Origin of the sequence: Mycobacterium lentiflavum (assembly GCF_022374895.2) — a bacterium.
Taxonomy (GTDB): Bacteria; Actinomycetota; Actinomycetes; order Mycobacteriales; family Mycobacteriaceae; genus Mycobacterium; species Mycobacterium lentiflavum.
Genome location: NZ_CP092423.2, coordinates 2,176,016 through 2,193,668, shown reverse-complemented (window position 1 = coordinate 2,193,668; position 17,653 = coordinate 2,176,016). Strand labels below are relative to the sequence as shown.

General features: G+C 67.2%; 20 protein-coding genes and 1 pseudogene. 4 read left to right on the top strand and 17 right to left on the bottom strand.

Annotated elements, in window-relative coordinates; translation table 11 throughout:
• The first annotated feature begins 13 nt into the window (after positions 1 to 13).
• Complete coding sequence (locus tag MJO58_RS10575; RefSeq protein ID WP_175364409.1) at positions 14 to 163, top strand: hypothetical protein; 150 nt, start codon at positions 14 to 16, stop codon at positions 161 to 163.
• Here the strand turns inward: MJO58_RS10575 and pdxT are convergent.
• From pdxT to pdxS, 3 genes are read right to left on the bottom strand one after another with little or no spacing between them, the layout of a single operon-like run.
• Positions 160 to 756, bottom strand: a complete 597-nt coding sequence (gene pdxT / locus MJO58_RS10570; RefSeq protein ID WP_239722788.1) for a pyridoxal 5'-phosphate synthase glutaminase subunit PdxT — start codon at positions 754 to 756, stop codon at positions 160 to 162. The two genes, MJO58_RS10575 and pdxT, sit on opposite strands and share 4 nt — an antisense overlap.
• Positions 753 to 1,589 (bottom strand): acyl-CoA thioesterase II, encoded by an 837-nt coding sequence (gene tesB, locus MJO58_RS10565; protein WP_239722787.1) that lies wholly within the window; start codon positions 1,587 to 1,589, stop codon positions 753 to 755. Before tesB ends, pdxT begins: the two co-directional genes overlap by 4 nt.
• 8 nt (positions 1,590 to 1,597) lie before the next feature.
• Positions 1,598 to 2,533 (bottom strand): pyridoxal 5'-phosphate synthase lyase subunit PdxS, encoded by a 936-nt coding sequence (gene pdxS / locus MJO58_RS10560; protein WP_175364408.1) that lies wholly within the window; start codon positions 2,531 to 2,533, stop codon positions 1,598 to 1,600.
• 210 nt (positions 2,534 to 2,743) lie between these two features.
• Here pdxS and MJO58_RS10555 point away from each other — a divergent pair, with 210 nt between their 5' ends.
• Positions 2,744 to 3,820, top strand: coding sequence for a PPE family protein (locus MJO58_RS10555; protein ID WP_239722786.1), 1,077 nt, complete (start codon positions 2,744 to 2,746; stop codon positions 3,818 to 3,820).
• A gap of 15 nt (positions 3,821 to 3,835) precedes the next feature.
• A complete protein-coding gene (locus MJO58_RS10545) occupies positions 3,836 to 5,038 on the top strand; it encodes a PE-PPE domain-containing protein (protein WP_276553193.1) in 1,203 nt (400 codons plus the stop codon).
• 1 nt (position 5,039) lies between these two features.
• Here MJO58_RS10545 and MJO58_RS10540 read toward each other — a convergent pair whose 3' ends face one another.
• The 8 genes from MJO58_RS10540 to MJO58_RS10505 form a co-directional block, all read right to left on the bottom strand.
• Positions 5,040 to 6,089: an NUDIX hydrolase gene (locus MJO58_RS10540; RefSeq protein WP_239722785.1), complete on the bottom strand. Its 1,050-nt coding sequence runs from the start codon at positions 6,087 to 6,089 to the stop codon at positions 5,040 to 5,042.
• A complete protein-coding gene (locus tag MJO58_RS10535) occupies positions 6,089 to 7,213 on the bottom strand; it encodes a glycosyltransferase family 4 protein (protein ID WP_239722784.1) in 1,125 nt (374 codons plus the stop codon). Before MJO58_RS10535 ends, MJO58_RS10540 begins: the two co-directional genes overlap by 1 nt.
• A complete protein-coding gene (locus MJO58_RS10530) occupies positions 7,213 to 8,163 on the bottom strand; it encodes a phosphatidylinositol mannoside acyltransferase (protein ID WP_239722783.1) in 951 nt (316 codons plus the stop codon). The genes MJO58_RS10535 and MJO58_RS10530 overlap by 1 nt, the downstream gene beginning before the upstream one ends.
• Positions 8,160 to 8,825: a phosphatidylinositol phosphate synthase gene (gene pgsA, locus MJO58_RS10525; RefSeq protein ID WP_239722782.1), complete on the bottom strand. Its 666-nt coding sequence runs from the start codon at positions 8,823 to 8,825 to the stop codon at positions 8,160 to 8,162. Before pgsA ends, MJO58_RS10530 begins: the two co-directional genes overlap by 4 nt.
• A 6-nt stretch (positions 8,826 to 8,831) precedes the next feature.
• Positions 8,832 to 9,413: an ATP adenylyltransferase gene (locus MJO58_RS10520; protein WP_239722781.1), complete on the bottom strand. Its 582-nt coding sequence runs from the start codon at positions 9,411 to 9,413 to the stop codon at positions 8,832 to 8,834.
• Positions 9,406 to 11,460, bottom strand: coding sequence for a threonine--tRNA ligase (gene thrS / locus MJO58_RS10515; protein WP_239722780.1), 2,055 nt, complete (start codon positions 11,458 to 11,460; stop codon positions 9,406 to 9,408). Before thrS ends, MJO58_RS10520 begins: the two co-directional genes overlap by 8 nt.
• Before the next feature lie 98 nt (positions 11,461 to 11,558).
• Entirely contained in the window at positions 11,559 to 12,185 is a 627-nt protein-coding gene (locus tag MJO58_RS10510) for a PaaI family thioesterase (RefSeq protein ID WP_239723221.1), read from the bottom strand.
• A 21-nt stretch (positions 12,186 to 12,206) separates the two neighbouring features.
• Positions 12,207 to 13,082 carry an aldo/keto reductase gene (locus MJO58_RS10505; protein WP_239722779.1) on the bottom strand — a complete coding sequence of 292 codons (876 nt, stop codon included), beginning with the start codon at positions 13,080 to 13,082 and terminating at the stop codon, positions 12,207 to 12,209.
• A gap of 24 nt (positions 13,083 to 13,106) precedes the next feature.
• On the opposite strand from MJO58_RS10505, the gene MJO58_RS10500 reads away from it, so the two are divergent.
• The gene (locus MJO58_RS10500; RefSeq protein ID WP_090601454.1) at positions 13,107 to 13,607 is read left to right on the top strand and encodes a DUF1990 domain-containing protein; all 501 of its coding nucleotides are present in this window, start codon (positions 13,107 to 13,109) and stop codon (positions 13,605 to 13,607) included.
• 3 nt (positions 13,608 to 13,610) lie between these two features.
• On the opposite strand, the gene MJO58_RS10495 is transcribed toward MJO58_RS10500, so the two are convergent.
• From MJO58_RS10495 to MJO58_RS10470, 6 genes and pseudogenes are all read right to left on the bottom strand, one after another.
• Positions 13,611 to 14,552, bottom strand: a complete 942-nt coding sequence (locus tag MJO58_RS10495; protein WP_239723220.1) for an NAD(P)H-dependent flavin oxidoreductase — start codon at positions 14,550 to 14,552, stop codon at positions 13,611 to 13,613.
• Between the two features lie 5 nt (positions 14,553 to 14,557).
• Positions 14,558 to 14,905 (bottom strand): cupin domain-containing protein, encoded by a 348-nt coding sequence (locus MJO58_RS10490; RefSeq protein WP_090601453.1) that lies wholly within the window; start codon positions 14,903 to 14,905, stop codon positions 14,558 to 14,560.
• Positions 14,906 to 14,953: 48 nt separating this feature from the next.
• Positions 14,954 to 15,367 carry a hypothetical protein gene (locus MJO58_RS10485; protein ID WP_090608758.1) on the bottom strand — a complete coding sequence of 138 codons (414 nt, stop codon included), beginning with the start codon at positions 15,365 to 15,367 and terminating at the stop codon, positions 14,954 to 14,956.
• 14 nt (positions 15,368 to 15,381) lie between these two features.
• Positions 15,382 to 15,462: pseudogene (locus tag MJO58_RS10480) on the bottom strand (transcriptional regulator); the annotation flags it as partial.
• Positions 15,463 to 15,464: 2 nt separating this feature from the next.
• Positions 15,465 to 16,127: an SRPBCC family protein gene (locus MJO58_RS10475; RefSeq protein ID WP_239722778.1), complete on the bottom strand. Its 663-nt coding sequence runs from the start codon at positions 16,125 to 16,127 to the stop codon at positions 15,465 to 15,467.
• A 99-nt stretch (positions 16,128 to 16,226) separates the two neighbouring features.
• Positions 16,227 to 17,645: a wax ester/triacylglycerol synthase family O-acyltransferase gene (locus tag MJO58_RS10470; RefSeq protein WP_239722777.1), complete on the bottom strand. Its 1,419-nt coding sequence runs from the start codon at positions 17,643 to 17,645 to the stop codon at positions 16,227 to 16,229.
• Positions 17,646 to 17,653 lie beyond the last annotated feature (8 nt).

The following is a 17,653-nucleotide window of genomic DNA, read 5'->3' as shown; positions in this document are numbered from 1 at the left end:
CGAACCTAACCGGGTGAATCAGCCCAAAGAACCCGAGGATGCCACCCAGTCCACCGAGGAGCAGCGTCAGCAGCAAGACCACCTCGAGCATCAGCACGACGACCCGGACGCGCCGGGTTTGCAGCAGTCCCGCCGCAACGTCGCGGACGAGAGCACGCGCTAGGCGCGGCCCCGCACGATGTCGACGAAAAGCTGGTGGATGCGCCGGTCTCCCGTCATCTCCGGATGAAACGCCGTCGCCAGCTTCTGCCCCTGCCGGACCGCTACGACGTGTCCCGCGGCCGTGGCCAGCACCTGTACGCCGTCCCCGACTCGCTCGACCCACGGCGCCCGGATGAACACCCCCCGCACCGGGCCGTCCAGGCCGGCGAACTCGACATCGCCTTCGAACGAATCGACCTGACGTCCGAAAGCGTTGCGCCGCACCGTCATATCGATCGCGCGTAGCGGCAGCGCCTGGCGCCCGTTGGCGCCGGCATCGAGGATCTCGCTGGCCAGCATGATCATGCCGGCGCATGCGCCGTAGGCCGGAAGCCCGTCGGCCAGCCGCTCACGCAACGGCTCGAGCAGGTCGAGGTCTCCCAGCAGGTGGCTCATCGTGGTGGATTCACCGCCCGGGATGACCAGCCCGTCGATCGACTCGATCTCGCCGCGCCGGCGCACCGGCATCGACTCGGCCCCGGCATCGCGCAGCGCCGCCAGATGCTCCCGAGTGTCGCCCTGCAGCGCCAAAACGCCGATCCTCGGGCGGCTCACGACTGGTATCCCCGCTTGAAGCGGGTCAGCCCCTCCTGCATGACCGCCGCGACCATATGGCCGGACTGGGTGAAGATCTTGCCCTGGCACAGCGAGCGACCGCCGCTGGCCGAGGGCGAGGACTGGTCGTAGAGCAGCCACTCGTCGGCGCGGAATGCCCGCATGAACCACATCGCGTGGTCCAGCGAGGCCACCTGCAGATGCTCGCGCACGTCGAGGTGGGTGACCTGCGCCGAACCCAGCAGCGTGAGGTCGCTCATGTAGGCCAGTGCGCAGATGTGCAGCACCGGGTCGTCGGGCAGCGGATCACGGTGACGAAACCACACCTGCTGCTGGGAGGCCTTGCCCGGCGAGAGCTGCAGCAGGTCGCGGGGCACGATGCAGACGTCCCACTCCTCGAACTGCTTGAACCCGGCATCGTCGAAGACCTTGATCGAGTCCAGCCCGGGCAGGCCGTCGGGCGGCGGCGCCGGCGGCATCGGGTCCTGGTGGTGGATGCCCTCCTGGTCGGTCTGGAAGGACGCCGACATGGAGAAGATGGTCTCGCCGTGCTGGATGGCGTTGACCCGGCGGGTGCAGAACGAGCCGCCGTCGCGTATTCGTTCGACGATGAAAACGGTCGCCGCCGTGGCGTCCCCGGGCCGCAGGAAATAACCGTGCAGCGAGTGCACCTGATAGCGCGGGTCGACGGTGCGCACCGCCGAAACCAGCGACTGGCCGGCGACATGGCCGCCGAAGGTGCGCTGCAGAAATCCCGATTCCGGGCTGAACACGCTGCCCCGGTAGATGTTGACCTCGAGTTGCTCGAGATCAAGGATCTCTTCAATAGCCACGGCCTGTTTTACCAGCCGCGCTGGGCCAGGCGATGCGGCTCCGGGACCTGCTCGACGTTGATTCCGACCATCGCCTCACCCAGGCCGCGAGAGACCTTGGCCAGTACGTCCGGGTCGTCGTAGAACGTGGTGGCCTTGACGATCGCGGCGGCGCGCTGCGCGGGGTCGCCCGACTTGAAGATGCCCGAGCCGACGAACACACCCTCGGCGCCGAGCTGCATCATCATCGCCGCGTCGGCCGGGGTCGCGATCCCGCCGGCCGTGAACAGGGTGACCGGTAGCTTGCCTGCCCGGGCCACTTCCACGACGAGCTCGTAGGGCGCTTGCAATTCCTTTGCCGCAACGAACAATTCGTCTTGCGCCAAGGACGTCAGCCGACGGATCTCACCGCCGATGGCGCGCATGTGCGTGGTCGCGTTGGACACGTCACCGGTGCCGGCCTCACCCTTGGACCGGATCATGGCCGCGCCCTCGCTGATGCGCCGCAGCGCCTCACCGAGATTGGTCGCCCCGCACACGAACGGCACGGTGAACTTCCACTTGTCGATGTGGTGGGTGTAGTCGGCGGGTGTGAGCACCTCGGATTCGTCGACGTAGTCCACGCCCAGGCTCTGCAGAATCTGCGCCTCGACGAAATGCCCGATGCGCGCCTTGGCCATCACCGGGATCGTGACCGCGGAGATGATGCCCTCGATCATGTCGGGGTCGCTCATCCGGGACACGCCGCCCTGGGCGCGGATGTCGGCGGGTACTCGCTCCAGCGCCATGACCGCGACGGCGCCGGCGCCCTCCGCGATTCGGGCCTGCTCCGGGGTGACGACGTCCATGATGACGCCGCCCTTGAGCATCTCGGCCATACCGCGCTTGACGCGGGCCGTTCCGGTCTGGTTGGCCTGGCTCGACTGTGCGCCGCTGTCCACTAGCCCCTTCTCTCCTCGAACCATCGCGCTTCCACTCTAGTGGTGAGTGACAACCAAGTTTTCCCACCGTTTGCGCGACAAGTTCGACGTCTGTCCAACAGGTGGTGCGGTGACCGTCACATTGTGCTAAATATTGCGACAGCTATTTGCGCAGGCCGTAGCAGCTGGTGCGAAGTAACGGGACGGGATCCCTGGTCACACCGGCCGTGGCGGTTGGCCGAGAAGAGGTCCCGGATGTTGCCGGATTTCGTGCTGTTGCCACCGGAGATCAATTCTGCGCGCATCTATGCCGGACCGCGCTCGGGGACGATCTGGGCAGCGGCGGCGGCCTGGGACGCGCTGGCCGCTCAGCTGGCGTCGGCGGCCGGTTCGTTCCAGACGACAGTGTCGACGCTGACCGGTGGGGCGTGGCAGGGGCCGGCATCGATGACCATGGCCGCGGCCGCCGCCCCCTACGTGCAGTGGCTGACCGGCACGTCGGCGAAAGCCGAGCTGCTGGCCATCAAGGCCCGGCTGTTTGCGGGCGCGTTCGAAACCGCGTTCACCGCCACCGTGCCCCCCGAGGTCGTCGCGGCCAACCGCGCCCTGCTGATGACGCTGATCGCGACCAACATCCTGGGTCAGAACACCGCGGCGATCGCCGCGACCGAGGCCGAGTACACCGAATTCTGGGCCCAGGACGTGGCGGCCATGACCGGTTACGACGCCAGCACGACCGCGGCCGCGGCAGGGTGGACACCGTTCGCCGAGCCGCCGCTGACCCTGACCAGCCTGCCTACCCCGACCTTCACGTCATTCGCCGAGCAGCTGATCAACTCGGTGGTCAACTCGTTCGCACAACAGTTGATGAACCCGATGTCGCAGCTGCAGATGCTCTCGACGCCGGCCCAGTTCGCGATGCAGCCCATGCAAATGGCCATGGGTCAGCTGATGTCCGGTGCCAATCCGCTGATGAGCGCGGCAGCCAGCGTCCCCGCGCTCGATCCGGTGCTGGCATCGGCGGCCAGTCCGGCGGTGGGCGGAACGGCTGCGGCGCAGCTCACCAGCACGGTCTCCGCGAGCGCGGGCCGAGCCGCCACGATCGGGCCGTTGTCGGTCCCGGCGACCTGGGCCAATGCCACGCCGGCGGCGCCGAACCTTCCCGCGGCGACCGGGCCGGCCGGGGTGGCGAGCGCCCCGGTAACCCCCATTTCGGCGAGCGCCGGCACCACGCCGTCGCTGCCCTCGATGAACGTGCCCGGGCGACTGATGAGTGCCGTCACTCCCGCGGTCGCCGCGTCGCGCAAGGTGCCCCGCCCGGTGCTGGACTAGCCAGGGGCGCGCCCGATGTCATTCGTGATTACCGACCCCGACGCGATGGCGACGGCGGCCGACGAGTTGCAGGGAATCGGCGCGGAACTAGAAGCGACGAACGCGTCCGTGGCGGCACCGATGACGGGAGTGCTTGCGCCGGGCACGGATTCGGTATCGGTGCGCACCGCCGCATTCCTGGACGCGCAGGCTGCGCAATACCAGGCGCTCAGCGCGCAGGCGGAGCTGTTCCACACCCAGTTCGTACAGACCCTGATCACCGCAAAGAACGCCTACGCCGAAACCGAGGTGGCCAACGCGGCCGCCATGCAGCCGGCGTCGCAGCAGAAAATCGCGCTGATCATGGGGGGCACCGGGAACCCGTCACCGGACCTGCAGTACATGACTTCCATCGAACAGACGTATCTCGCCCAGAATTACTCCGGGTACACCCTGGTGAGTCTGCATACCCCGGAAGAGTTCTGGCCGGTAACCGGCATCAATGACACCACCTTCGGCAGGTCTGTCTACACCGGTTTTGCGACCCTGAACAGTGCGATCCTGTCGCAAACCAGCCAGGGCAACAAGGTTGTCGTTGTCGGCTATTCGCAGAGTGCCACGATAGCCAGCCTGGAAATGCGCTATTTGCAGGCACTTCCGGCCGCGTTGCGGCCCGATTCAAACCTGCTGAACTTCGTGCTGCTGGCCGACCCGAACAACCCGATGGGCGGCGTTCTGACACACTGGATTCCGGGCTTCGGTACGTTCAACTGGCCCACGCCGCTGACAACGTCCTATGCGACTTCGATTTTCACACTGCAATACGACGCGATCGCCGACTTCCCGGTGCACCCGTTGTGGCTGCCGTCGGACATCAACGCGCTGTTCGGCTACCTGAATTTGCACGCCACGATGCCCTACCTGCCCGCGGCACAGGTCGCCAACGCCATTCAAAGCCAGATCGGCAATCTGAGTTTCTACTTCATGCCGACCACGCAGTTGCCGCTGCTCGACCCGTTGCGAACGTTCATTCCCATCCTCGGAAATCCCTTGGCGGACTTGCTCCAACCGTTCCTCAAGCCGATCGTCGACCTGGGCTACGCGCCCGGGCTCCTCCCGGCTGTCAACCCGCTCAGTGTCGCCGGTTACGTCGGCCAGGGCGCAACGGCCGGCATCACGAACCCGTTGGTCTCCGCCTTGCCGCCGCTGGCCTCCAACGCTGTCGCGAGCGGGTTCTAGCTCAGCGGATCGACTGCAGCTGGGGCAATCCGGCCGGTGAATCGTTGTCGGCCACCGCAATTGCCTCGGCAAGCAGTTCGGCCAACTGGCGCGGGTACACGGTCTGACCCGCCGCCACCAGTTCGGCGATGTCGTTGGCATCGCACCAGCGGTGGCAATGGATGTAGCGCCGTTCCAGCTCGGTCCGGCCCGTGCAAACCGGCTCGAAGCGTCGAGCGCGGCGCACGAAGAAGAACTCCTCGCTGTCGATCAGCGCACCGTTGAACTCGAAGACCTCGTCGCGCCGCCAGATCGGCCCGAGCATCTCGGCCGCTTCGACTTGTAAACCGGTCTCTTCGGCCAACTCTCGCGCGGCGGCCTCGGCCAGCCGTTCGCCGGGGCGCACCTCGCCGCCCACCGTGAACCACCACCGCGGCGCCGATTCCTCGATCGCCGGGTCCGAACCGCACAGCAGCAGCACCGCACCGGTCTCATCGAGTAACACCACCCGCGCCGACGTCCGGTGTTTGGGCACACCGTGCGGAGTCTGTGCCAGCGCGTGTGGTCGCTCGACGATCTCGAAATAGCTTGGCAGCGCTGCCGTTCCACCGAGCCGAAGGGCACGAACCAGGCCCCGCGCCCCCAGCGCCAGGGTGTCGCGCACCGCGTCGTTGTGGAAGCGGCGGGCCAGCAACAGCCGGGCTTCGGCGTCGGCCAACTCGGCGATCAGGCCGGCCGGCAGGGCCGCGGGATCGACCATCGCCAGCGCCGCCGACAATTCGTTTTCGGCATTCTCCCGCGATTGCCGGGGAGCTCTCTCGGCGGCGTCGGCCAACGCGGCCAGCCGCCGGCCCTCGGGGGTGTTCGTGGAGCCGCCGTAGGCGTCGATCGCGACGGCCCGCGCGACCACCGCGCGCCGCGCCAGCGCGCTGTCGAGGGCTTGCCAGGACAGGTCGTAGCGGATGTGCAGCCGGTTGAGTCGCTGTGCTGTCTGGATCGCCCAGACACCGATCACCGCCAGTACGGCGATCAGCACGACCAGCAGGGCGATGACGACGAGCGGCCAGGCCATCAGCTCGCCACCCGAACCTTGGCGCCCGAGCCCGCGACCGTCTCGTACACCCGCATGATCTGGCTGGCCACCACCGACCAGTCGTACTGGGCGACCACTTCGCACGCCGCGGCCACGTAACGCTCACGCAGCGCGTCGTTTTCGAGCATCTCGATCAGCCCGTCGGCCAGTCCCGCGGCGTCGCCGACCGGCACCAGCCGTCCGGCGTCACCGTCGTGCAGCACGCGCCGGAAGGCATCCAGGTCGCTGGCCACCACCGGTGTGCCCGCGGCCATCGCCTCCACCAGGACGATGCCGAAACTCTCGCCGCCGATGTTGGGCGCGCAATAGACGTCCGCACTGCGCATCGCGGACGCCTTGCCCGCGTCGTCGACCTGACCGAGGAAGCGCATGTGCTTGGCCAAACTGCCTGACTCCGAACGCAATTCGTCCTCGTCGCCATGGCCGACGACCAACACCTGCAGATCGCCGAAGCGCTCCACCACCCGCGGCAACGCCTCGAGCAGTACCTCCATGCCCTTGCGCGACTCGTCGAATCGGCCCAAGAACAACACCGTCTTGCCCGGCCGCGGATACCCGTCCAGCCGCGGCGCCGAGGCGAGCGAGGCGACATCGACCCCGTTGGGGATCTCCACAGCGTCCGACCCGAGTGCCTCCATCTGCCAGCGCCGGGCCAGGTCGGACACCGCGATGCGGCCGATGATCTTCTCGTGCAAGGGCCGCAGCAGGCCCTGAAAGACGGACAGTGTCAGCGATTTGGTGGTCGAGGTGTGAAACGTGGCCACGATCGGGCCCTCGGCGATGCGCAGCGCCCACATCGACAGGCTGGGCGCGTTCGGTTCGTGCAGATGCAGCACGTCGAAGTCACCCTCGGTCAGCCAGCGTCGGACCCGGCCGTGGACGGCCGGGCTGAATTGCAACCGCGCCACCGAACCGTTGTAGGGAATCGGGATGGCCTTACCGGCCGAGACGACGTATTCGGGCAGGTTCACGTGCGGCGACGCGGGCGCCAGCACGCTGACGTCGTGGCCCCGGTCGCGCAGCACCTTGGCCAGCTGCAGGACATGCGATTGCACCCCGCCCGGCACGTCGAACGAGTAGGGACAGACCATCCCGATTCGCATCAGGCTTCCTTCAGCCGGGCACGTCTGTCGTCGGAGAGATCGGCCAGCCACTGCGGCTGCAGCATGTGCCAATCCTCGGGGTGGGCGGCGATGTTTATGGTGAATCGGTCGGCCAGCGCCTGGGTGATGGCTCGGACGTCCCCGCTGGAACAGTCCAGCGGCGGAAATATCTCGACGGGCCAGGCGTCGGGCTCATTCCAGCAGTGCGCCGGGCACAGTGCCGCCCCGGTTTCGATCGCGAGCTTCGCCGGCCCGGCCGGCATCCGGGTGGGCTCGCCGAAGAAGTCGACCTCGACCCCGGTGCGGGTGAGATCGCGCTCGGCCATCAGGCACACCACCCGGTTGGCCCGCAGCCGGTCGCACAACACCTCGAAGGCCGGACGGTCGCCACCGGACAACGGAAGCACTTCGAAGCCAAGACTTTCCCGGTAGGCGATGAAACGCCGGTACAGCGACTCGGGTTTGAGTCGCTCGGCGACCGTGGTGAAGGTGCCGCGTGTCTGCGCCAGCCACAGCCCGGCCATGTCCCAGTTGCCGCTGTGCGGCAGCGCGAGCACCACACCCCTCCCGGCCACCAGCACCGCGTCGATATTGTCGGCGCCGATGAACGTCTCATCGACCCGGCGGGCCAGTGCACGATGGTCCATCGACGGCAGCCGGAAAGCCTCGCGCCAGTAGCGCCCGTAGGACTCGAGCGAGGCCCGCATCAGGCCGTCCGGTACCTGGGCCGGCGGCACGCCGATGACCCGGGCCAGGTTCTTGCGCAGCTGGTCGGGGCCGCCGTTGCGGGCGGCGTAGCGCGCTCCGGTGTCGAATATGTTGCGCGCGGCGGACTCTGGGACCGCACGCACCGCCATCCAGCCGGTGGCGTATGCCCAGTCGCTCGCCGTCCTGGTGAACAGGTCGCGGGGTGCGGTGAGTGCTTTCAAGCCGGACGGAGTGGAGATCACGGTGCGCTCGTTTCGCCGCTGCCCGGCGTGGGCGGCAGGGGTTCCGCGGCGCCGGGCGAGGTCCGCACCGCGTGCAGGCGCTGCACGCAGGTGACCACGCTGGCCGCTGCCAGCACCCACATCGCCACGGGTAGCGCCGGAGGCCAGGCGACGAACGGAAAGTCCGACACACCCGCGCCGACCAGCACGATGATCAGCCGTTCCGGTCGTTCGATGATCCCGCCGTCGCCGCGCAGTCCGCTGGCCTCGGCCCGGGCCTTGATGTAGGAGATCACCTGCGACGTGACCAGGCAGATCAACGTCGCCGCCGCCAGCGGTTTGTCGTGCAGCCCGAACACAATCCACCACAGCAGCCCGCTGAACACCGCGCCGTCGCTGACGCGGTCGCACGACGCGTCCAGTACCGCGCCGAACCGGGTGCCGCCGCCACGCTCGCGGGCCATCGCACCGTCGGCCATGTCGAAGAGCACGGCGAACCAAACCACACAGGCGCCGGCGAACAGCCTGCCCATCGGGAACAACGTCAGCGCCCCCGCCACGGCCACCACGGTGCCCAAGATCGTGACGGCGTCCGGCGTCAGGCCCACCCGCAGCAGCGCCCTGGCCGTCGGGGTGGTGAGCCGGGCAAACGCGGCCCTGGACAGGAAGGGCGCCTTACTCATTGGCCGTCATCGCTGTTTGGCCCACTCCGTCGCGAGCAGCTGTCGCGTCTCGCGCAGCAACTGCGGGATCACCTTCGCGCCGCCGACGATCGTGATGAAGTTCGCGTCGCCACCCCAGCGCGGCACCACGTGCACGTGCAGATGTTCGGACAGCGACCCACCCGCCGACGTTCCCAGGTTCAGGCCGACGTTGAAGCCGTGCGGCCGCGACACGTTCTTGATCACTCGAATCGCCTTCTGGATGAAGGCCATCAGCTCCGCGCTCTCGGCGTCGGTGAGGTCCTCGATTTCGGACAGCTTCCGGTAGGGCACCACCATCAGGTGCCCGGGGTTGTACGGGTAGAGGTTGAGCACGGCGTAGACGAGTTCGCCGCGCGCGACCACCAGACCCTCTTCGTCGGGCAGTTGCGGAATGTCGGTGAACGGCTCCTCGCGTTTGCCCAAAGAGTTGGGATCGCGCTTGGCCGGCGCCTCGGCCAGGTACGTCATCCGGTACGGCGTCCACAATCGCTGCAGGTGGTCACGCTCGCCGACGCCTCTGTCGAGAATGGTGTCCTCGCCGCGATCGGCGCCGTCCTGCTCACTCACCGCCGGCTACCTTCACCAGTTCTTGTGTGGGAGCGGCATTCTCGCGGTCGGCGATCCACTTCACGATGGTATCGATCGCAGCGTCGACAGGCACGCCGTTGATCTGGGTGCGGTCGCCGAAGCGGAAGCTGACCGCACCGCCCTCGACGTCACGGTCACCGGCCAGCAACATGAACGGGACGCGCTGATTGGTGTGGTTGACGATCTTCTTGGCCATCCGGTCGTCGCTGGTGTCCACCTCGACCCGGACACCTCGCGACCTCAGTTGCGCGGCAACATCTTCCAGGTAACCCGCGTGTTCGTCGGCGACCGGAATGCCGACTACCTGAACCGGTGCCAGCCACGCCGGGAAAGCCCCGGCATAGTGCTCGGTGAGAATGCCGAAGAACCGCTCGATGGACCCGAACAGCGCCCGGTGGATCAGCACCGGGCGCTGCCGCGAGCCGTCGGATGCGGTGTATTCCAGCTCGAATCGGTCCGGCATGTTGAAGTCGAGCTGGATCGTGGACATCTGCCAGCTGCGGCCCAACGCGTCCTTGACCTGCACGGAGATCTTCGGACCGTAGAACGCCGCGCCACCGGGGTCGGGAACGAAATGCAACCCGGAGGCCACGGCCACTTCCCGCAGGACTTCGGTGGCCTCGTCCCACATCTCGTCAGAGCCGGAGTACTTCTCCGGGTCCTTGGTGGACAGCTCCAGGTAGAAGTCGTCGAGCCCGTAGTCGGCCAGCAAGTCGAGCACGAAGCGCAACAGCGAGCTCAGCTCGTCGCGCATCTGCTCTCGCGTGCAGTAGATGTGCGCGTCGTCCTGGGTCATGCCGCGCACCCGGGTCAGCCCGTGCACCACGCCGGACTTCTCGTAGCGGTACACGCTGCCGAACTCGAAGAGCCGCAACGGAAGCTCGCGGTACGAGCGGCCGCGGGACCGATAGATCAGGTGGTGCATCGGGCAGTTCATCGGCTTGAGGTAGTAGTCCTGCCCGGGTTTGCGTACCGTCCCGTCCGCGTTGAACTCCGCGTCCAGGTGCATCGGCGGGTACATGCCCTCGGCGTACCACTCGAGGTGGCCCGAGGTGATGTACAGCTGCTCCTTGGTGATATGCGGGGTATTGACGAACTCGTAGCCGGCCTCGATGTGCTTGCGTCTCGAGTACTCCTCGAGCTCGCGGCGGATGATGCCGCCTTTGGGGTGGAAAACCGCCAGGCCGGAACCGATTTCGTCGGGGAAGCTGAACAGGTCCAGCTCGACGCCCAACTTACGATGGTCGCGCCGCTGCGCCTCCTCGAGCAGCTCCAGGTGCTTGTCGAGCGCTTCCTGTGACTCCCAGGCGGTGCCGTAGATGCGTTGCAGGCTGGCGTTGCTCTGGTCGCCGCGCCAGTAGGCGGCCGAGCTGCGGGTGAGCTTGAACGCCGGGATGTGCTTGGTGGTCGGGATGTGCGGACCGCGGCACAGGTCACCCCAGACCCGTTCGCGGGTACGGGGATTGAGATTGTCGTAGGCGGTGAGCTCGTCTCCCCCGACCTCCATGACGTCCGGGTCGCCCGACTTGTCGTCGACGAGCTCGAGCTTGTACGGCTCGTTGGCCAACTCCTCGCGCGCCGCGTCCTTGGATTCATAGACCCGCCGGTCGAACAGCTGCCCGTCCTTGACGATCTGGCGCATTCGCTTTTCCAGTTTTTCCAGGTCTTCGGGAGTGAACGGCTCCGCCACGTCGAAGTCGTAGTAGAAGCCGTCCGCGATGGGCGGCCCGATCCCCAGTTTGGCCTGTGGGAACAGGTTCTGGACGGCCTGGGCCAGCACGTGCGCGGCCGAGTGCCGGATGACACTGCGGCCCTCGTCGGTGTTGGCCGCGACGGGGACCACCTCGGCGTCGGCCTCGGGCACCCAACTCAGGTCGCGCAGCTTGCCGTCGGCGTCGCGCACCACCACGATGGCGTCGGGCACGCCCCGGCGGGGCAACCCCGCCTCCCCGACCGCAGCGGCCGCCGTGGTCCCGGCAGGAACCCGGATCGGGGCTGCTGGGACGGACTGTGCGGGGGCGCTCATCGGCGGTGGTCTCCAAGGTTTCTGCAGGAATTGCTCGGTGCTTAATTCAGAGCCATGCTATCGGGGTGCGCTCCAACGGGCCCACGCCACTGACACCGTCAGGGCTGGCCCGGCTTGAGTTTCACGAACAACGCCTCGGCCTCGGCCAGCAACGTGTCACCGTCGGTCAACTTGCCCGACACAAAGATTTTGCGGCCGTCCACCTTGTCGATGCCGGCGTCGAACTGCAGCTCCTTTTCGATTGGCACGATGTGGCGGTAGTCGATCTTCAAGTAAGCGGTGCGCTGACGCGGGCTGCCGGTGAGCACCGACGTCGTCAGGCCGAGCACCGTGTCGAACAGCATGCCCAGCGATCCGCCATGCACTGCGCCGTTGCGGCCCAGGTGGAATCGCGCGAAGCGCGCCCAGCCCGCCATCCGGCCGTCCTCGGTCTTGTGCGCCCCGATCGGCATGGTCAGGATGTTGCCGCGCAGCGGCAGGTCCATCCGGCGGCCCGACGGCGACGCCCACTCGTCGGCGTCGTACGGGCTCAGCAGCGCGGACAGCTTCTCCAGCGTGTCGGCGGCCTCGGTGATGACCTCGTCGGGCGCGTCGACGGCACGGGCGTGATCTTGTAGCCTGCGCACCGCGTCGATGAACCGGCCGTAGTCGGGCCCGCCCTTGGTCGTCGGTTCGGGTGGGTTGAATCCCCCGCCGGGGTGTTTCTGATGCTCGCCGGCCACCAGAACACCGTATTGGGTGGCCGGTTACTGCGCTCCGGCAGCCGCCATGGCCTCGAACTCCTCGTCGGACAGCGTGATCTCGGCGGCGGCCACGTTTTCCTCCAGGTGCGCCACCTTCGACGTGCCCGGGATCGGCAGCATCACCGGCGAGCGCTTCAGCAACCAGGCCAGGGCCAGCTGCGACGGCGACGCGTGGTGGTCGGCGGCGATGCGCTGCAGCGGGCCGTCGGCGGCGGCCAGCGGCCCGGCCGCCAGCGGGAAGTACGGGATGAAGCCGACACCCTGTTCGGTCGCGGCGTCGAGCAGCGGCTCGGCCCTGCGGACCGTCAGGTTGTACATGTTCTGCACCGACACAATCGGGGTGATCGTCTGCGCCTCGTTGAGCTGGTCGACGTTGATCTCGGACAGCCCGATGTGGCGGATCTTGCCCTCGTCCTTCAGCTTGGCCAGCTCGCCCACCTGGTCGGCCAGCGGCCACTTGGGATCGACACGGTGCAGCTGCAAAAGGTCTATCGTCTCCACACCCAGGCGGCGCAGGCTCATCTCGACTTCTTGCCGCAGATACGCCGGGTAGCCCATCTCGATCCAGACATCCGGTCCGGTCCGCAAGAACCCGGCCTTGGTGGCGATCACGATGCCGTCGTAGGGATAGAGCGCCTCGCGGATGATCTCCTCGGAGATGTAGGGGCCGTAGGAGTCCGCGGTGTCGAAAAGGTCCACGCCGAGTTCGACGGCGCGGCGCAACACCCGGACACATTCGTCGCGATCAGCCGGTGGGCCCCAGACGCCCTTACCGACGATGCGCATCGCCCCGAACCCGAGACGGTTGACGGTCAGATCACCACCGAGCGTGAACGTTCCGGAGGCGGCGGCAACAGTTTTCGAGTTTTGTGTGGTCACGAATACGACCGTACGCTCGGGCGGGTGGACCTAGCAGCGCTCGAGGGACTTCCGCTGAGTTACGCCGAGGTGGGTGCGACCGCCGCGGGCAAGCTGCCCGCCGGATACGGCCACCTGTTCGTCAAGAAGCAGATCGGGACGGGCCAACAGCGTTTCGACCGGGCGGCCGAGGCAGTGATGCGCTGGGGCATGCAACGCGGCGCCGGGCTGCGGGTCCAGGCCAGCTCCGAGGTCGCCGCCGTCGACACGGTGGTGCTGGTGCGAATGGGTTTTCTGCCCGCCCCGTGCCGGGTCATCTACGTGATCGACGAGCCCGACTTCCGGGGTTTCGCCTACGGCACGCTGGAAGGCCATCCCGAATCCGGCGAGGAACGCTTCGTCGTGCACCGGGACCCGGCCACCGACGCGGTCTTCGCCGAGGTGTCGGCGTTCTCCCGGCCCGCGAAGTGGTATAGCAAGCTCGGTGGCCCGGTGGTCTCGCTGGGCCAGCGCATCATCGCCAGGCGCTACCTGCGCGGGGTGTGACCGCTACCCGCCCCAGCCGGCCAGCAGCCGTTGGGCGCCCGAACACATCGCGTCGATGACCTCGGCCACCGACGCGTCGTCGCGGATCATGCCGACGCCCTGACCGGCGTCGACCGGGGCGATCCGGCGGTCGTCGGCATCGATCGCGGCGGCCAGCTCGTCGCAGGCCGGCGCATCGAGCGTGTCTTCCTTGCCCGTGTAGCGCGCGACGAACTCATTGCGCAGCACCCGCGACGGGAACCGCGCCGGCCACGGCAGACCCTTGGCGACGTCGAAGGCCCGGGTGACCGCGGTGTCGGTCGACCGGGCCGCGATCAGCGCCTGGCGGCTGCCATCGCCGGTCAGCGCCTCCGGACAGGCCGCCAGGCGAGTGCCCACCCAGGCGCCGCTGGCCCCGGCGGCCAGCACCGCGGCCAGGCTGCGCGCCGAGGCGATACCGCCGCCCGCAAGCACCGGCACCGACACCGCGTCCAGCACGTCGTCGAGCAGCGGCAGCGTGCCGAGCTTGGTGTCGCCGTGCCCGCCGCCCTCGGCACCGCGCGCGACCAGAATGTCGACGCCCGCGTCGACCGCCTGACGCGCTCCCAGAGCGTCGTAAACCTGTGTGACAGTGCGGATTCCGGCAGCATGCGCCTTGTCGACCCACGACCAGTCGGTACCGAAACTGACCGACAGCAGCATGGGCCGCGCGGCGAGGGCATCGTCGAGCAGCCCCGCCTCGGTGCGCATCACCCAGTCGACCAGGCCGATTCCGAATATGCCGTTGACGTGTTGCAGCTGGGCAGCCAGCAGCTCCCGGTTCGCGACACTGCCCATGCCGACCATGCCCAGACCACCGGCGGCGCTGACCGCGGCGGCCAGCCGGCCACCCGCGACGCCGCCCATCGGGGCGTTGACGATGGGCACCCGCAGGCCGAGCTCGGATGACCAGGGCGTGGCTAGCATCGCCATTAGTGCGACTGCGAGGGGATGCTCTTCAGCACGGTCAGCATGATCACCGAATCCTCCACCGCGTGCAGGGCGTGGCGCTGGGGCGGAATCGCGACATGGTCGCCGGTCTTACCGTCCCAGGAGTCGCCGCCGGTCGTCAGGCGCACGTGACCCTGCAGTACCTGCAGCGTCGCCTCGCCGGGGCTGTCGTGTTCGGACAGGTCGTGGTCGGCGAGCAGGGCCAGCACGGTCTGCCGGAGTTCGTGGTCATGGCCGCCGTGGATGGTGTGGGCGGCTCGTCCGCTGTGCGACTGTCGGGCTTCGGCCAGCTTTTCGGTGGCCAGGCTGGTCAGCGAGATTGATTCCATTGGTACGTCCCCTCGTGCGACGGTGGGCTGACGATCGACCTTCAGGTATCACGCGGTCAATAGCAGTATCCCCGTCACGATCAACGCCACGGCCTTGACCACCTCCAAACCGACGTAGGCGTAGTGAGCCCGGGAGCGGGGTGCGTCCAGCCCGGCCAGCACCTGGTCGGAGCGGCGGGTCAGTCGGGGGCGAACCGCGATCAACTGGATCGCCAGCGTCGCGATCGCGACACCGAACGCGATGCCGATCCGCAACGGCATCGGGCCGTCCACCACGACCGCCAGGATGATGATCGCGAACGCGACCTCGACGGTGTTGAGCGCGCGGAAGACCAGGCGCCCGATGCCGAGCCCGATCTGCAGCGTGACGTTGGGCGCCCGGAATTTCAGCGGTGCTTCCAGGAACGAGATGGCGAGCACCATGCCCAGCCAGACGAAGGTGACCGCGACGGCGACCGCCATTTCGGTGCCCACTCTCAGGCCTCCTGCAACTCGAGGTGTGCGACACACAGATCGGGTTCGACGAACGCGTCGAGACGATCGACGGCCACCGGGGCGATCAGTAGCGCGCGTGGGTGTGCGGGATGCCCGACGACGCCTCGACGCGGTGTTTGATGCCGAGCAACAAACTCCGCGTACCAAAGGCTATTAGGGGCCTGGCCAGCTCCATGGCGAACACCGCACCCGGTCGGCGTAGCGCGATCCTGACGCGGGTAAGGAGTCGCACCCGGTCCTCCCAGTGCGGCTGAACGTGGAACGACCAGACCACATCCGAGGCCGGCTTCGATGTCGTGGCATGGAGCACCAGGTACTTTTCGGGCACGATCTCAGTGACGCTGAACGTCAACCCGCCGGGTTGGCCCAGCCAGCCTTCGGGAGCCAGGCGAACGGTATCCCCCACCGCGAGTCGTTGCCATTCCGAGTGCACTCGATCGGTGTGGTGGTAACCGAGACCGATTGCGTTCATCGCGCCCTCGCAGCCGTAGAAGCCGGCGCGGTCCTGGCCCATCTGCAGCAGCCATGGCCAGACCGCTGCCGTTGGGGCGTCGATGTCGATCGCTTCGGTTGACTGGACGGCGGGATCGGCCACCAATTTATCGCCGGGCAGCACCATCCGGCATTCCGATTTGGTGGTGCCCCAATTGCGGTAATAACGTCGGGCGCCGTACAACAACGTAAGTAGCGCCGCTGTCCTGGTGATCGGTCCGATCAGGTGCGTCATGCCGTTCCCGCCGATCTTGCGCGAATGGTTCGCCGTACTAGTCGATCTGACCACGTGTGATTGCGCGCCGGTAGGGACCGAAGTCCCCTTTGCTCGGCATCAGCGGATGCCGACGGCCGATTCGAGTTCGGCCAGGCACTGCTCCGTCAACGGTATCAGCGTCTCGATATCCGGCACGACGTCACGACTAGCCGCGTAGCCGAATCCGATGCGGTCGGCGTACGAGCACGTCGTGACATTGAGTGCCATTCCGTCGTAAACGGTCGACACCGGATAGATCTCCTCGATATGCGCGCCGTTCCAATACATTTCGACCCGAGGACCCGGCACGTGCGATATCGGGATGTTGAACCCCGTCCGTATCTTCGGCGTGAACGGCAGCAGCGGAGCAACGACGGTGGCGGCGATGCTCGCCGCATTCGTCAGTAGCGATGCCGCCGATCCCCGTTTCGCGACCCAGTGTTTGCCTTCCGACATCGACCCGTGAATCAGTCGCAATCGCGCGATCGGGTCATCCAGATTTGTTCCCAATGGGCACAGCCACAGACCAAACATGTTGCCGTGCTGGTCAATTGACGGGTCAACGCCGCGATCGCGCACGGTGATCGGGCAGACGCCAACCAACGACCGTTCGGGTAATTCACCGCGGCCACCCAGCCAGAGCCGCACCACTGCGGCCACTATTGCGGTTACCACGTCGTTAGCGCTGACACCGGCCTTCTCTTGCACCGTTTGGATACGATCCTTGGCCCAGCTGCCCGCGCAGACCGCCCGCTCGGTCCCCAGCCGGCCGTTGAACCGGGTGTAGGGCGCTGCGAAGGGCCACTTGGTCGTGTAACCGACGAGACCGTCCATCAGCGTCGAGAGCTCTCCTGTGACGACTCGCTCGATCAGACCGACGCCCGACGCCGTGGTGTCGAGCAGCGCCCGTACCGGCCCGGTCAGACGAGACACCAACCCCGGTGCAGCCGGTGGCGACCCGGATCCGTCGCGGTTATCGGCGTCGCGGTTATCGGCGTAGAAGGGCGGCATCGACCGACGCTTCGGGTCATTGCTCAATGCGTCGGCGATCATCCGTAGACCGGCCACGCCGTCGATCAGGGTGTGATGCACCTTGATGTAGAACGCGAATCGACGATCCGCGAGACCGTCGATCAGATAGGACATCCACATTGGACGGGACCGGTCGAGGCGTTGCGCGTCCAGCTCGCCGATCAGCCGCCAGAAGCCGTCGTAGTCACCAGATACGTTGCGGTGCAGGCAATGTCGACTCAGGTCAAGTCGCTCGCTGTCGCGCCACACCCAGATGCCGGCGGTGTCGATACCACGATGCGGATATCTGCGAAGCCTGGGATCTATCGATCCGTTTGCGGCGAGCGCCTCCCGATACAGTTCGTCGACATAGGCGGGTCCGGCATCCGCGGGCGGTGACAGGATCAGCACGGCGCCGGCATGCATAGGGCTCGACACCAACTCCGCGGCCATCATCGCCGCGTCCAGGGGATCCAGCGGATGCACGTCAACCT

Bases quoted from the DNA above. Each gene is read 5' to 3' on its own strand.
- pdxS (WP_175364408.1), bottom strand. From the start codon at position 2,533: ATGGTTCGAGGAGAGAAGGGGCTAGTGGACAGCGGCGCACAGTCGAGC.
- MJO58_RS10555 (WP_239722786.1), top strand. From the start codon at position 2,744: ATGTTGCCGGATTTCGTGCTGTTGCCACCGGAGATCAATTCTGCGCGC.
- MJO58_RS10545 (WP_276553193.1), top strand. From the start codon at position 3,836: ATGTCATTCGTGATTACCGACCCCGACGCGATGGCGACGGCGGCCGAC.
- MJO58_RS10540 (WP_239722785.1), bottom strand. From the start codon at position 6,089: ATGGCCTGGCCGCTCGTCGTCATCGCCCTGCTGGTCGTGCTGATCGCC.
- MJO58_RS10535 (WP_239722784.1), bottom strand. From the start codon at position 7,213: ATGCGAATCGGGATGGTCTGTCCCTACTCGTTCGACGTGCCGGGCGGG.
- pgsA (WP_239722782.1), bottom strand. From the start codon at position 8,825: ATGAGTAAGGCGCCCTTCCTGTCCAGGGCCGCGTTTGCCCGGCTCACC.
- thrS (WP_239722780.1), bottom strand. From the start codon at position 11,460: ATGAGCGCCCCCGCACAGTCCGTCCCAGCAGCCCCGATCCGGGTTCCT.
- MJO58_RS10495 (WP_239723220.1), bottom strand. From the start codon at position 14,552: ATGCTAGCCACGCCCTGGTCATCCGAGCTCGGCCTGCGGGTGCCCATC.
- MJO58_RS10490 (WP_090601453.1), bottom strand. From the start codon at position 14,905: ATGGAATCAATCTCGCTGACCAGCCTGGCCACCGAAAAGCTGGCCGAA.
- MJO58_RS10485 (WP_090608758.1), bottom strand. From the start codon at position 15,367: ATGGCGGTCGCCGTCGCGGTCACCTTCGTCTGGCTGGGCATGGTGCTC.
- MJO58_RS10475 (WP_239722778.1), bottom strand. From the start codon at position 16,127: ATGACGCACCTGATCGGACCGATCACCAGGACAGCGGCGCTACTTACG.